The organism is Pseudomonas syringae KCTC 12500 (genome assembly GCF_000507185.2).
GTDB lineage: Bacteria > Pseudomonadota > Gammaproteobacteria > Pseudomonadales > Pseudomonadaceae > Aquipseudomonas > Aquipseudomonas syringae.
Map to the genome: position 1 here is coordinate 20,561 of NZ_AYTM02000002.1, position 14,158 is coordinate 34,718.

Below are 14,158 nucleotides of genomic sequence, written 5' to 3' on the forward strand. Positions count from 1 at the left end.
TCGCCATTCTCGGGCGTTTGAACAAAACCCGGCTTCAGGTCTGGCGAGTGATCATCTGCGCCCCCAGGTACAGCCGCAGCAGGTCGTCGGTCTTGTAGGGATCGCAGCCCGTCAACTCGCCAATCTTCTCCAGCCGGTAGCGCAGGCTGTTGCGATGGATACCCAGCGCTTCGGCGCAGGCCTGACTTTCGCCGCTGTACTCGAACCATTTGCACAAGGTGTCGAGCAGTTGAGTATGCGTGTGCAGACGCTCCAACGGCTCGGCGACGTGTTCCGCCAGCCAGTCATGCCGGTAGCGCCAGAAGAGCACCGGCAACCGATACGCTTCAAGACGCAGCAGACGCTGCGCCGGCCTTGCCTGGCTGGCGTAGTCGAGCAGATCCCGCGCTGCGGCGCAGGCCTGGCGCAGGGTGGGCAGGTCTGCCGATTGCGCCACGGTGGCCATACGCTGCACTGGCCAGTGGTGTTCATCGAACTGCTTGAGCAGCAGCGCATCGTCACGCTCCTTGCCCGTCGCGCGGCACCAGTACAGCAAGGTGGGCTCGCGCAGCACGCACCAGCTGTCGGCGTAGCGCGTGCCAAGCCATTTGGCAGCCTGGCTGGCAGCCAGCCCCTCCTCGCCAAACTGCAGCAGCACCACCTGACGCGCCAGGTGCGGCTGCAAACCCAGCTGGCGCGCTTCATCCACCAGGCTGTCGGGACACTCCGGCAACAGCAGGCGAGCCAGCAGGTCTTCGCTGCGCTGCGCCCGCCATTGAAGATCAGCCTGCTGACGACGCTGTTCCATGAGCATCTCGGCAGTCATCTTCACCAATTCGCCATACACCCGCACCTCATCCGGCTCGCCAGTGATACCGAGCACGCCCACCAGTTGATGGTCGAGCATCAGCGGCAGGTTGACGCCGGGCTTGACACCCCCGAGTTGCGACGCCGCCAGGGAATCGATTTCCACCACCTGCCGGTTGGCCAGCACTCGCTGCGCGCCTTCATGACGGGTACACAATCGCTCGGCATCACCGCTGCCGATGATGATGCCCAGGTAGTCCATGACATTGACGTTGTACGGCAGGATGGCCATGGCCCGGTCGACGATGTCCTGAGCCAGCGCTCGATCAAGGGCGAACATGAACGACTCCTGACGCGTGGCGAGGCTTGCAATGGTTGGGCATATGGATACATTTTGTTGAAGTTATAGAACGCCCGAGTGTGCCTGAAAGTAGGCACGGGCGCGACGTACATGGCAGAGTGCCCGCGTCGACCTTTTGAACCCTCGAATATGTGTGCACAGGCCCCCTTTTGATCAAATTCCGACTCGCCAGCCTGCTGTCGCTGCTGACCCTGCAAGCCTGCACGTCAATGGCAGAAAGCGAAGAGCCAAAGCAACGCTTTGAAGACTACCGTCAGCAGACCCTCGAGCTGATCCGCAACCAGCGCAACTTCCAGACCGCCGACCACCAGGCCGAACTGGACTGGAACGCGCCGCGCCAGTGGACCCCGAGCGGGACACCCAAGGGCGGCGTGCTGCTGGTGCACGGCCTGGGGGATTCGGCGTGGTCGTTTCATGACGTGGCACAGACGCTCGCCGCTCAGGGCTATCTGGTCCGAACCGTGCTGTTGCCGGGGCATGGCACCAAGCCCGAAGACATGCTCGACGTGCGCCTCGAACAGTGGCAGCAAGTGGTGCGCGAACAGGCGCAGTTGCTCGGTCGCGAAGTGCCGAAGGTTTATCTGGGCGGTTTTTCGACCGGCGCCAATCTGGTCCTCGATTACGCCTATGGTCATGACGAAATCGCCGGTCTGCTCTTGTTCTCGCCGGCATTTCGCTCCAACAGCGGCTATGCCTGGCTGACCCCGTGGATCGGCTGGGCACGACCCTGGCTTGCCGCGCCGAACGAAGGCCTGCGCCCAATGCAGACGCCGGTTCGTTACATGAACATGCCCACCAATGGTTTTGCCCAGTTCTATCGCAGCAGCGCGCTGGCCCAGGACCGTTTGCATCAGCGGCGCTATGACAAGCCGGTGTTCATCGCCATCGCCGAGCACGACTCGGTACTCGACACTGATTACGTGCTGGATAATTTCAGCCAGCGCTTCAGTAATCCCGCCAGTCGGCTGATCTGGTACGGCGACCTGCCCGCCCGGGCTGCCAATACGCCACGCGTCGAGGCGCGCAAGGACTACCTGCCGGAATACCGCATCAGCCGCTTCTCACACATGGGCCTGCTTTTTTCAGCGGACAATCCGCTTTACGGCCTATCGGGCAGCCAGCGTATCTGCTGGAACGGCCAGAGCACACCGGACACCGCCAAATGCATGGCGGGCGAGCCGGTGTGGTATTCGGACTGGGGCTACACCGAGCCGGGCAAGATCCATGCGCGGCTGACCTTCAACCCGTATTTCGAGTGGCAGACACACGTGATGCTCGGCGTGCTGAACGCAACGCCGTAGTACGCAACCGCCGCCCTTGTATTGTTGATACCGGGGGCCACGCCTATTTAGGAGCGAACTTGTTCGCGAAGGCGTTGTTTTGAGCGCCGAATCTTTTGCGGCTGTACGGCCCCTTTCGCGAACAAGTTCGCTCCTACATTTTTGCCGTACGCTCAAGCATGGGGATTTTTGTAGGAGCGAACTTGTTCGCGAAGGCGTTGCTTTGAACGCCAAATCTTCTGCGGCTGTACGGGCCCTTTCGCGAACACGTTCGCTCCTGCATTTCTGCCATACGCTTGAGCATGGGGTGCTTTTGTAGGAGCGAACTTGTTCGCGAAGGCGTTGCTTTGAACGCCAAATCTTCTGCGGCTGTACGGGCCCTTTCGCGAACACGTTCGCTCCTGCATTTCTGCCATACGCTTGAGCATGGGGTGCTTTTGTAGGAGCGAACTTGTTCGCGAAGGCGGTGTTTTGAACACCAAATCTTCTGCGGCTGTACGGCCCTTTCGCGAACACGTTCGCTCCTGCATTTTGCCGTACGCTCAAGCATGGGGGCTTTTGTAGGAGATTCTATGGTTTTGGGAAAGCCCTCAAGCCACTTTTGTTTGATATTCGCTCTGGTTCTTTAACAGAGCGAAGACTACTCGAGCCAACTTTCGGGAGAGCATGACCAGCGCTTGAGTTGTACTAAAGCCACGCTTTCTCTGCTCTTCATAAAAAGGCTTCCAGGCCGGCGTACGGCTCCCGGACATAGCCGCGAGTTGTACTAAAGCCACGCTTTCTCTGCTCTTCATAAAAAGGCTTCCAGGCCGGCGTACGGCTCCCGGACATAGCCGCGTTGTGCAGCAACCGTCGGGCTTCTGGATCGCCGCGTTTGGTCAATCGACGAGGTCCATCACTTTGCCCTGATTTGGATACTCTCAGGTCCAGCCCAAGAAACGCGATAAAGGCGTTCGCTCCGCTGAACTCGCCTCGCTGAAAAGAAGTGACCAAGCGAGCTGCAGTCAGAAAGCCGATCCCTTCTACTTTCATACAGCGGTTGACCTGCCTCATCAGCCCGGCTTCCTGCAGTACATCGCGAATCTTCTTTTCAACGAGCGCCTCAAATCGTTTCATCGAGTTGACCTGATTGGCGAACGCTGTTCTCAGAAAAGGCTCGTTGGTCCAGCTTTGTACCAGGCCAGTACGAGCCTGAACCAAGGCTGCACGACGTCGGAACAGGCTCAGAAGCTGCCGATAAAGCGGGCTCGCAGGTATCCAGGGCCGCAACTCATCAAGCTCGTTTTTCAGGTATCGGGCCAACAAACGAGCATCTTGGGCATCGGTTTTGGCGCGTATGTTGACGCCTTTACGGTAATGACTGAGCTGATAGCCATCCACCATATAAACGTCACAGCCTGCTTCGTGGGCCGCATCCGCGAACAGGACGTGATAGACGTTAGTGGCTTCGATGGCGATGGCGCAGCTGCTCGCCAAGGCCTTCAGCCATTGGGTGATGGCGACTTTGGTATTGGGGATTGCCTCAAGTCGATCATATTGATCGTGGTAGATCACCAGCTCATTCTTGGCGACATCTACACCGATGATCGGTTTTTCCAGAGTAACCCGCATTGCCATAACGCCTCCTCGGGGATAAGGTTTACAGACTTGAAGGGGCCACCCAGAGGCGCAGGCTTGTTTCTATCGTAGGTTGTGAGCCTTAAGCATTCTTTATCGGCGCTTGGGTGAAAGGAGGAGGGGTGAAATCTCCTACGGGTCTGTACTGCGCGAACAGTCAGAAGCGAACTAAGTCCCTCCTCCTCCCTTCAAGTCTTACCATACAAGCGAACTTGTTCGCGAAGGCGTTGTTTGAGCGCCGAATCTTCTGCGGCTGTACGGGCCCTTTCGCGAACAAGTTCGCTCCTGCATTTTGCCGTACGCTCAAGCATGGGGGCTTTTGTAGGAGCGAACTTGTTCGCGAAGGCGGTGCTTTGAACGCCAAATCTTCTGCGGCTGTAAGGGTACTTTCGCGAACAAGTTCGCTCCTGCATTTTTGCCGTACGCTTGAGCATGGGGTGCTTTTGTAGGAGCGAACTTGTTCGCGAAGGCGGTGTTTTGAACGCCAAATCTTCTGCGGCTGTAAGGGTACTTTCGCGAACACGTTAGCTCCTACATTTTTGCCATACGCTCAAGCATGAGAGGCTCTTGTGCGAGCAAACACGTTCGCGACTACTCCAGCGGGACCAGCCGCTCTCGGCTGTTGCTCAGGTGCGTCCACATCGCCGCGCGCGCGGCATCCGGGTCTTTGCGGCGAATGGCGCTGAGCAGTGCTTCGTGTTCGAGGTTGGCCAGATAGCCCTGATGCGCGAGGTTGTTGCCTGCCCGCTCGCTCGATGCAATGCGGCTGCGCGGAATGACCGCGCTGCCCAGGTGTTGCATGATCTCCAGAAAATACGGGTTGCCGGTGGCTTCGGCGATCAACATGTGAAAGCGTTTGTCAGCCTCGACACAGCTGTCGTCGTTGGCCAGGAGGTCCTGATAATCATCCAGCGCCTGACGCATAGCCGCCAGTTGCTCATCGGTACGGCGCACAGCTGCCAGCGCCACCGCCTGGGTTTCCAGGCCGATACGCAGTTCGATGATATCGCGCACTCTGGAAACGGTCTCGACCTTGAGCCGCAGCCCCGTCTGGTCACTGCGCTCGAGCACGAATGTGCCGATGCCGTGATGGGTCACCACCAGCCCGGACGCCTGCAATTTGGAGATCGCTTCACGCACCACAGTTCGACTGACGCCATGCTCGCGAACGATCTGGTTCTCGGACGGCAGCTTCTGTCCGGGTGCGATCTTGCCGAGCAGAATTCGCTGGCTCAGTTCGGTGACCAGATCAGTGGCCAGGCTGTGCTGACGGCGTTTGGGCGCTGTGCTGGCAGGCTCTTGCATAATGAATGAATCCTGACTTGTCTGTTTAAGCTGCCGTATCACGGCCGTGGCAGCGCGAATACTGGGCTGGGAGCGGCCAGAAGCCGGGTTTAACAGCCCTGCGCAGTTGTCTTACTTGTATTACAAGCATTCCCCGCATGTCAAAGCGCCTGTTTCCGCGCATCTTGCCTTCCGTCAGCCATTGCGCTCAATGGCACCCACCAAGCCCAGCTAATGCACACAAGCAAAACCCCTGTATTTATTGGTCTAAACTTCAATTCAACACAGTCATATATGCCGGGCACACCTGCACAACGGCGAATGCCTCCGGTTTAATAATCGCGCAGATCATCACTGCCAAGGGATTGCACAACGGCTTTTTACTTGTATGATGACCGACAATGCGAAGGACACACTTCGCACATACCCGCATAAAAACAACGAGTGGGAGATTCAACTGTGAGCACATCCAATTCCAGGATGGCCGACGGCACAGGTTCGGTTCTGAATTCAGCCGTATCCAAGGTCAAACGTCACGTCCTGCCGCTTTTCGTCATCATGTTCATCGTCAACTACATCGACCGGGTCAACATCGGCTTCGTGCGTTCGCACATGGAGCATGACTTGGGTATCGGCGCTGCAGCCTATGGCCTGGGTGCCGGACTGTTCTTCATCGGCTACGCCCTCTTCGAAGTCCCTTCCAACATCCTGCTGCAGAAAGTCGGCGCGCGTATCTGGCTGACGCGAATCATGCTCACCTGGGGTATCGTCGCCGCCTGCATGGCCTTCATCCAGACCGAAACCCACTTCTACATCCTGCGCTTTCTGCTCGGCGTGGCCGAGGCCGGTTTCTTTCCAGGTGTGATCTACTACTTCACCCGCTGGCTGCCTGGCGTCGAGCGTGGCAAGGCGATTGCCATCTTTCTCAGCGGCTCGGCCATCGCCTCGCTGATCTCGGGCCCGTTGTCCGGCCTGCTGTTGCAAATCACCGGTTTCGGCCTGAAAGGCTGGCAGTGGATGTACTTCATCGAAGGCATGTTCTCGGTCGGCCTGTGCTTCTTCGTCTGGTTCTGGCTGGACTCCAAGCCACACGATGCCAAGTGGCTGACCCGCGAAGAACAGGATGCGCTGGTCAACGCCATCGATGCCGAACAGGCTGCCCGTGAAGCGGCGACGCCGGTCAAGGCCTCCATCGGCAAGCTGCTCAAGGACGGTCAGATCATTCTGTTCTGCCTGATCTACTTCTTCATCCAGCTGACGATTTACGCAGCGACGTTCTGGCTGCCGAGCATTATCCGCAAAATGGGCAGTCTGACTGACTTCGAAGTCGGCATGTTCAACTCGATTCCGTGGCTGCTGTCGATCATCGGCATGTACGTGTTCGCCACGCTGTCCGCCAAGTGGAAACGTCAGCAGGCCTGGGTAGCCATTGCGCTACTGATTGCCGCTGCCGGGATGTTCATGTCGACCACCGGCAGCCCGATCTTCGCCTTCGTTGCCATCTGCTTTGCAGCGCTGGGTTTCAAGTCGGCTTCTTCGTTGTTCTGGCCGATCCCACAGGCCTATCTGGACGCACGGATCGCCGCTGCGGTCATCGCGCTGATCAATTCGGTGGGCAACCTCGGCGGCTTCGTGGCACCGACCACATTCGGCCTGCTGGAAGAACACACCGGCTCGATCCAGGGCGGACTGTATGGCCTGACCGCCACTTCGATCATCGCCGCGATCATTGTTTTAGCCGCGCGCAATAACCCCAAGCCTGGCGCGACGCCGGTCGCCGCCATTCAGACGCCGGCAACCCACTGATGCACGTGCGCAGCCGCTTTTTCATCGGTCATATTTTCAAGGCCTTACGTTTAAAGGACCCGTCATGAACATTCAGCAATCCAATATCACCAGCAAGGCCCCCGTCATTACCGAGATGCAGGTTGTGCCCGTAGCGGGCCATGACGACATGCTGCTCAACCTGAGCGGCGCACATGGCCCCTACTTCACCCGCAACGTGATCATTCTCAAGGACAATGCAGGACATGTCGGTGTGGGCGAAGTGCCTGGCGGCGAGCTGATTCGCCAGACGCTGGAAGACGCGCGATCGCTGGTCGTCGGCAGCAGCATTGGCACTTACCAGAAGATTCTCAACGAGGCACGCAAGGCGTTTGCCGATCGGGACTCCGGTGGCCGTGGCTTGCAGACGTTCGACCTGCGCATTGCCATTCATGCGGTCACCGCGCTGGAGGCGGCGCTCCTCGACCTGCTTGGCCAGCATCTGGAAGTACCGGTTGCGGCGCTGCTGGGCGAAGGTCAGCAGCGCGATCAGGTCGAAATGCTCGGTTACCTGTTTTATGTTGGCGACCAGCGCAAGACCGATCTGGCCTACCGCAGCGAACCGGAGGCCGACAACGACTGGTTCCGTATCCGCCATGAAGAAGCACTGACTCCAGAGGCCGTGGTGCGCCTGGCCGAAGCCGCGCATCAGCGTTACGGCTTTCAGGACTTCAAGCTCAAGGGCGGCGTGTTGAGCGGCGACCAGGAAATCGAAGCAGTGACGGCGCTCGCCGAACGCTTCCCCGACGCGCGCATTACGCTGGACCCCAATGGTGCCTGGTCGCTCAAGGAAGCGATCCGCCTGTGCCGCGATCAGCATCATGTGCTGGCCTACGCCGAAGATCCGTGCGGCGCAGAAAACGGTTATTCCGGTCGCGAAGTGATGGCCGAATTCCGCCGCGCTACCGGACTCAAGACAGCCACCAACATGATCGCCACCGACTGGCGGGAAATGGGTCACGCCATACAGTTGCAGTCAGTGGACATTCCGCTGGCCGACCCGCACTTCTGGACCATGCAGGGCTCGGTACGGGTGGCGCAGATGTGCAACGAGTGGGGCCTGACCTGGGGCTCGCACTCTAACAACCATTTTGATATTTCCCTGGCGATGTTCACCCACGTGGCCGCTGCAGCGCCGGGCACTATCACCGCGATCGATACACACTGGATCTGGCAGGACGGTCAGCGTCTCACCAAGGCGCCGCTGCAAATCCTCGGTGGCAAGGTCGAGGTTCCGAAGAAACCGGGGCTCGGTGTCGAGCTGGACATGGACCAGTTGGCCAAGGCTCACGAACTCTATAAAGGCATGGGCCTGGGCGCGCGTAACGACGCCGTGGCCATGCAGTTTCTGATCCCGGACTGGAAATTCAACAACAAGCAGCCTTGTCTGGTGCGTTGAATCGGTCTGACATTCGCCGTTGACTCGCCGCCTGTTCAACCTCTGGCTGGCACACGGCGCGCAACCCCCTTGCGCGCCGTTTTTTTTAATCGAATTTGGCTTGCCGAAGCGGCATGCTACTGTCTGGTAATGTCCAGTAACGATTAGACCGCATGCGCCATCTCGCCCGCACCCGCCCTCGCCTCACCCTTGCCGCTCTGGTCGGCCTGACCGCAGGCATCGCCTGGTCCTGGCTCATCCCTCACTCGACACTGACCCAGAGCCTGCTGACTGGCTGGGACACAGGGGTTTGGCTTTATCTGATCATGATTTTCATCCGCACGCTGCGCAGCGACGCTGACGATGTGCGGCGGGTCGCGATGAGAGAAGACGAAAACGCGGGGGTCATTCTGGTGACGGTCTGCGTTGCGGCGCTGGCCAGCCTGGCCGCAATCATTTTTGAAATCGCCAACAGCAAAGGCCTTTCCAACGACGCCAAGATGCTTCACCACGCCTTCACCGGCCTGACGGTCATAGGATCCTGGCTGATGATCGGCGTGATCTTCAGCCTGCATTACGCACGCATGTTCTACACCTGGAAAGGCAAAGAGCCCGCGCTGGCATTTGTGGGCGGTGAAAAGAACCCCGATTACTGGGATTTTCTGTACTTTTCGTTCACCCTCAGCGTCGCGGTGCAAACCTCCGACGTTGGCGTTGCGACGCGTGAAATGCGCAAGGTCGTGCTCGGCCAGTCGTTGATCTGTTTTGTGTTCAACACCGCGATTCTGGGTTTTTCGATCAACATCGCCGCCAGCCTGTTCAATTAGCGTTGGCCTTGGAAAACAATCCCGTCAAGAGGCCTTCAGACAATGACCCCATTGAAAATAGCGGTACTCGATGACTGGCAAAACGTAGCCAGCACTGTAGTGGACTGGTCCGTGCTTGATTCAGTGGGCAAGGTCAGTTTTCTGCATGACTACCCTGCCGATACATCGACCATGGCGCGGCGCCTGCGAGACTTCGACATCATTTGCGTGATGCGCGAGCGAACCCTGTTCGATGCGACATTGCTCAGCCAGCTGCCGGCGCTGAAACTGCTGGTCACCGGCGGTATGCGCAATGCGGCGATTGATACCGCTGCGGCCAAGCGTCAGGGCATTGTCGTGTGTGGAACTGAAAGCTATAAGCATGCGGCACCGGAGCTGACCTGGGCGCTGATCATGGGCATCACCCGCAACCTGGTGGCCGAGGCCAACTCGTTGCGTGCCGGCAACTGGCAGGCAGGACTGGGCAGCGACCTTAATGGCAAAACCCTGGGCATTCTCGGCCTGGGCAGTATCGGTAAGTGGATCGCCCGCTACGGGCAGGCATTCGGCATGAAGGTCATTGCCTGGAGCCAGAACCTGACGCCAGAGGCTGCTGCCGAGTCCGGCGTCACCTATGTCAGCAAACAGCAACTGTTCGAACAGGCCGATGTGCTGTCGGTACACCTGGTGCTCAGCGATCGCAGCCGTGGCCTGGTGGACGCAGAAGCACTGAACTGGATGAAGCCCGGCGCTTATCTGATCAATTCGTCACGCGGCCCGATCATCGATCAGGCCGCGCTGATCGAAACACTGCAGCAGCGCAGAATCGCCGGCGCAGCGCTGGACGTCTTCGACATCGAACCGCTGCCGGCCGACCACCCGTTCCGTACCCTGGACAACGTGCTGGCGACCCCGCACATCGGGTACGTCACCGAGAACAACTACCGGACTTTCTACGGGCAGATGATCGAAGACATCCAGGCGTGGCATGCGGGGTCGCCCATTCGGGTGTTTGGCTGACGAGCCCTGCAACATCAGGCTGTAACCTATGGATGCCACGCTGCTCCTGGGCGTTGCGTATCAGCCGCTTTAAAGCCTGATCACGGGCCGCGATGTCGGCCCTCGCTTTCAGGCCAGTAAACGACCAGCGCTTTGGACAGAAAAAGGCCATAACCGAATTAACCGGCCAGACTTTTGCTGCACGGAAAATGAGTTCTATACGAACCTGCTCGTCCAGTGGACAATGTGCGGGATACAGTCGCACCCTGAGCCCGAGCATCAATAACCAACAGAAACATGGAAACAGTCGCACAATCGTTCAATCAAGTTTCCTACGTGTTTATATGGACACTGTCATTTTAGAAGTTATCGCCTGCCTCGAGCTTCATTCTGCTGCTTCACCAGGCGCAGTCACTTTTCGCATAGACCACAGAGACATCCGATGAATATCCGCTCAGTCGGGCCACATGACAGCCTCATGGCAGCTAACGAAAAACCTGTCATGGCAGACAGGACCCCACAGCCGGCGAGCGCTGGCACGACGGCTGCAACTTCGGATACGCAGACGAAATTTGATACCTACACCCCCTCCGACAGGCGCTCCGCTGAAGCAGCGGAAACGTCGCCGGTCTATACCAAGGCCATGCTTAATGACGCGGCCCCTGTCAAAGACAACACGACCTCTGCCGAGCCAGATACAAAAATCAAAGACAAAGACAAGGTTTCCGCTTCAGACCCCGTCAAAACCCCCGAGCCCGTCTTGCGCGGGGGAGCCAACGTCAATCCTGATGATATCGCCACACCTGCCGCTGCCACGAAGATGATTCAGGACCTGAAAGCGATTGGAGGCGGAACCTTGCGCTTTCAGATGACGCACGATCAGATCAAGGACAGCAGGCAGTTGGATAAGCTCAGAGCATTGCTCAGTGAAGGGGGCAAACAGGGTGTAAAAGTTCAGTTCACGTTCCGCGACGATGCGAACCAGGGTAGCGGAAACGTGCTGACGGGGGACAAATTGAAGGAGGCCGCGGCCGACATCAGTACCATTGTCAAAAGGTTTGGCAGTCGTACAGGCTTTGTACTGGATACCTTCCATCAGGGCGGTAAAAGCGCAAGTCAGGAATGGGCTGACATGCAGACCACATTAATTAAATCCGCGCGCGATGCCGGTTATAGGGGAAGTATTGTTGTCGAAGACAGCAATTGGGGGGGTGGCCTGACCGCAGGTCCGCAAAGCGGCCTGGTCAAGTTTGCCGTTCAATTAAAGGCTGCCAATGGCGACGACAACCCAGCCCTGATTGGAAGCTTCCATGTGTATGCCAGAGAAAGCGAAGCCTCTTCGCGACTCGCCAGCCAGATCAAGGCATTGAAAGAGGCTGGCTATAAATTCCAGATTGGCGAAGTGGGTAATGCCAACCTGACAGCAAACAATACCTTCCAGCAAAAGGACGCCGCCACCAACGCCTTGCGGGATAATATGAGTGCTCTCAAAGCAGCCGGAGCGGATATTTTGCCCGGCAAGGAACAGTTCCAAGGGGGCAAACTTCGCCATCGTGCCGGTTTTTCAACGGCCGATCAGTACTGATGATGCATGGCCGCGTGTGCGCAAGGGCCGGTGCCCATGACACACGCTGCTGAACCTGCCCTTGAAAGGGTCAGGCTTTCTCCATCAGAACCCGATACCGGCACACGGCATCACAACGTATAGGCAATCCCCACCTGCACTGTCCGTGGAGCCCCCGGATAGGCATAGACATTGCCGAAAGAGCCTTCCTCATAGTCTGTGTCGAACACATTCTTCAGGTCCAGATTGAGCTTCACGTGCGGGTTGACCTTGTAATAGGCCAGCAGGTCAAACACCGTATAGCTGTCCATCGAGAAAGAGGTGTTGGCTGTCCGCCCGGCGCGCTGGTCGACATAGCGACCGCCGCCGCCCAGGCCCAGACCACGCAGGGCGCCGTCCTGAAACTCGTAGACGTTGAGCAGGCTGAACGTTTGCTCGGGAATGTTCATCAACCGTGTACCGGAGCGTAGCGTGTTGTCCTTGGTGACCTCGGCGTCCACGTAGGCGTAGCTGCCCATTACACGCCATTGCGGCGTCAGGTTGCCGACCACGTTCAGGTCCAGGCCGCGACTGCGCACCTCGCCCGCCGCCACACTGAACGTTGAATCGAGCGGATCGGTGGTCAGCACGTTACGCTTTTCGATCTGATAGATCGCCGTGTCGACACTCAGCTGCCCGTCCAGCGCTTCCCACTTGGTTCCGACTTCATAGGACTTGCCCTCCTCCGGCTTGAACCCGCCACCCAGTCGGCTGGCACCGCTGTTGGGCTTGAACGAGCGAGCGGTGGTGGCGTAGACGGCAAGGTCGTCGGTCAGGTCGTAGCTCAGGCCGAGGCGCGGTGTGACCGCGTTATCGCTGGCAGTCCAGCTGCTGGTGCCGGGCAGGAAAGAATCGTAATCGTGTTCGAAACGCTCCAGACGCACACCGCCCAGCAGCTTCAGACGCTCGGTCAGGGCCACCTGATCCTGCACGAAGGCAGCCCAGGTCTTGAGGTTCTCCTTGTCGTGGGTTGTCGTCCGGGTCAGTGCCGGACGAGCCTGGCCGTAGACCGGATTGAAGAGGTCGATCGGGTAGGCACTGACTGCACCGCTGGAGCGTTGAATGATCGACTTGTAGTCATAATCTTCGTACTCGACACCGGTCAGCAGCGTGTGCTCGAAACCGCCCGCGGAAAAATGCCCGGTCAGATTCAGCTGCACATCGCGATCGGTCCATTCCAGCTTGCGATAGTTGAAGTTGCGCCCGAGGGTGCGACCGTCCGCCGCCAGCCCGTTGGCCTCGATGGCATCGCCTTGCAGGGAACCATCAAGGATCTGCACGCCACCGCCCAGCGTCCAGTCCGGATTGAGGTCATGCTCGAAGCGCAGCTGTGCCATGTTGTTATCGTTATGCAGCTTGCCCACACTCTTCTCGCCGAAGAACGTGTCGCGGGAAGCGGTGCCCGTCTGGTTGGCATAACGCGTCAAGCCACGATCCAGCGGCGCGTTATTGCGCATGAAGTCACCTTCGAAGGTGATGCGCGTGGCGTCGTTGACCTGCCAGCTCAATACCGGCGCCACACCATAGCGCTCGGTTTCGACGTGGTCACGGAACGTATCGCCGCCCTCACCCACGACATTCAGGCGATAGGCAAAACGGCCTTCATCATCCAGTGGCCCGGAGGCATCCAGCGTCCCGCGCTTCATGCCCTGATCATTGAGCTGACTGCCCAAGGTAACGGAAGGCTCGGCCAACGGCTGTTTGGAAACTACATTGAAGGTGCCGCCCGGATCGCCGCGACCGTAGAGCGTGGTGGCCGGACCACGCAGCACCTCAAGGCGCTCGATGGTGTTGGCGTCCGGCATGTTCGGATAACCACGATTGATCGGGAAGCCGTTGCGATAGAACTCGCCGGTGGTGAAGCCGCGCACCGTAAACGTGGTCAGCCCCTGGCCGCCGAAGTTGTTGGCTCGCCCGACGCCACCCGCGTAGTCGAGAGCATCCTGCAAACGTGTGGAACCGATGTCCTCGACCGCCTCGCGGGTCACGACGCTGACCGATTGCGGGGTCTCGTGCAACGAGGTATCGGTACGCGTGGCGCTGGCGGACCGTGTGGCCCGATAACCATCGACCGGCCCTTGTGCCGTTTCGGCATTGGCGGCGCCCTGGATATCGATATTCTGCAACTCCATGGCAGGCTGGATGCCAGCCACCTGATCAGCCCAGGCCGCTTGAGAGATAGCCTGGATAACGCAAAGTGAAACGAGAGTACGACGCATC

The 14,158-nt window shown here is 58.7% G+C and carries 9 protein-coding genes and 1 pseudogene; 6 read left to right on the forward strand and 4 right to left on the reverse strand.

The features are described 5' to 3' along the window. Positions 1-34: 34 nt before the first annotated feature. Positions 35-1,126: a sugar diacid recognition domain-containing protein gene (locus V476_RS00605; RefSeq protein ID WP_024961176.1), complete on the reverse strand. Its 1,092-nt coding sequence runs from the start codon at positions 1,124-1,126 to the stop codon at positions 35-37. Positions 1,127-1,356: 230 nt separating this feature from the next. Between V476_RS00605 and V476_RS00610 the strand changes: the two genes are divergently transcribed. Continuing rightward, positions 1,357-2,448, forward strand: a complete 1,092-nt coding sequence (locus V476_RS00610) for an alpha/beta hydrolase (RefSeq protein ID WP_024961177.1) — start codon at positions 1,357-1,359, stop codon at positions 2,446-2,448. A 569-nt stretch (positions 2,449-3,017) separates the two neighbouring features. Here V476_RS00610 and V476_RS00615 read toward each other — a convergent pair. Together V476_RS00615 and V476_RS00620 are read right to left on the reverse strand one after the other, a co-directional pair. Continuing rightward, positions 3,018-4,044 (reverse strand): annotated as a pseudogene (locus V476_RS00615) (IS110 family transposase). Between the two features lie 591 nt (positions 4,045-4,635). Further along, positions 4,636-5,349: a FadR/GntR family transcriptional regulator gene (locus V476_RS00620; protein ID WP_003411521.1), complete on the reverse strand. Its 714-nt coding sequence runs from the start codon at positions 5,347-5,349 to the stop codon at positions 4,636-4,638. 459 nt (positions 5,350-5,808) lie between these two features. Between V476_RS00620 and V476_RS00625 the strand changes: the two genes are divergently transcribed. The 5 genes from V476_RS00625 (at position 5,809) to V476_RS00645 (ending at position 11,920) form a co-directional block, all read left to right on the forward strand. Then, a complete protein-coding gene (locus V476_RS00625) occupies positions 5,809-7,134 on the forward strand; it encodes an MFS transporter (protein WP_024961214.1) in 1,326 nt (441 codons plus the stop codon). Between the two features lie 64 nt (positions 7,135-7,198). Beyond that, a complete protein-coding gene (gudD, locus tag V476_RS00630; RefSeq protein WP_024961213.1) occupies positions 7,199-8,551 on the forward strand; it encodes a glucarate dehydratase in 1,353 nt (450 codons plus the stop codon). 152 nt (positions 8,552-8,703) lie between these two features. After that, the gene (locus tag V476_RS00635; protein WP_003396441.1) at positions 8,704-9,357 is read left to right on the forward strand and encodes a DUF1345 domain-containing protein; all 654 of its coding nucleotides are present in this window, start codon (positions 8,704-8,706) and stop codon (positions 9,355-9,357) included. 42 nt (positions 9,358-9,399) lie between these two features. Then, entirely contained in the window at positions 9,400-10,356 is a 957-nt protein-coding gene (locus tag V476_RS00640) for a D-2-hydroxyacid dehydrogenase family protein (RefSeq protein WP_024961212.1), read from the forward strand. Positions 10,357-10,777: 421 nt separating this feature from the next. Beyond that, positions 10,778-11,920 (forward strand): cellulase family glycosylhydrolase, encoded by a 1,143-nt coding sequence (locus V476_RS00645; protein WP_024665346.1) that lies wholly within the window; start codon positions 10,778-10,780, stop codon positions 11,918-11,920. A 110-nt stretch (positions 11,921-12,030) separates the two neighbouring features. On the opposite strand, the gene V476_RS00650 is transcribed toward V476_RS00645, so the two are convergent. Continuing rightward, positions 12,031-14,157, reverse strand: a complete 2,127-nt coding sequence (locus tag V476_RS00650; protein WP_024961211.1) for a TonB-dependent siderophore receptor — start codon at positions 14,155-14,157, stop codon at positions 12,031-12,033. Position 14,158: the final 1 nt, after the last annotated feature.

What these genes read in the sequence shown, in the direction of transcription:
- V476_RS00635 (WP_003396441.1), top strand. Translation starts at nt 8,704, where the DNA reads ATGCGCCATCTCGCCCGCACCCGCCCTCGCCTCACCCTTGCCGCTCTG.
- V476_RS00625 (WP_024961214.1), top strand. Translation starts at nt 5,809, where the DNA reads ATGGCCGACGGCACAGGTTCGGTTCTGAATTCAGCCGTATCCAAGGTC.
- V476_RS00620 (WP_003411521.1), bottom strand. Translation starts at nt 5,349, where the DNA reads ATGCAAGAGCCTGCCAGCACAGCGCCCAAACGCCGTCAGCACAGCCTG.
- V476_RS00650 (WP_024961211.1), bottom strand. Translation starts at nt 14,157, where the DNA reads ATGCGTCGTACTCTCGTTTCACTTTGCGTTATCCAGGCTATCTCTCAA.
- V476_RS00605 (WP_024961176.1), bottom strand. Translation starts at nt 1,126, where the DNA reads ATGTTCGCCCTTGATCGAGCGCTGGCTCAGGACATCGTCGACCGGGCC.
- V476_RS00610 (WP_024961177.1), top strand. Translation starts at nt 1,357, where the DNA reads ATGGCAGAAAGCGAAGAGCCAAAGCAACGCTTTGAAGACTACCGTCAG.
- gudD (WP_024961213.1), top strand. Translation starts at nt 7,199, where the DNA reads ATGAACATTCAGCAATCCAATATCACCAGCAAGGCCCCCGTCATTACC.
- V476_RS00640 (WP_024961212.1), top strand. Translation starts at nt 9,400, where the DNA reads ATGACCCCATTGAAAATAGCGGTACTCGATGACTGGCAAAACGTAGCC.
- V476_RS00645 (WP_024665346.1), top strand. Translation starts at nt 10,778, where the DNA reads ATGAATATCCGCTCAGTCGGGCCACATGACAGCCTCATGGCAGCTAAC.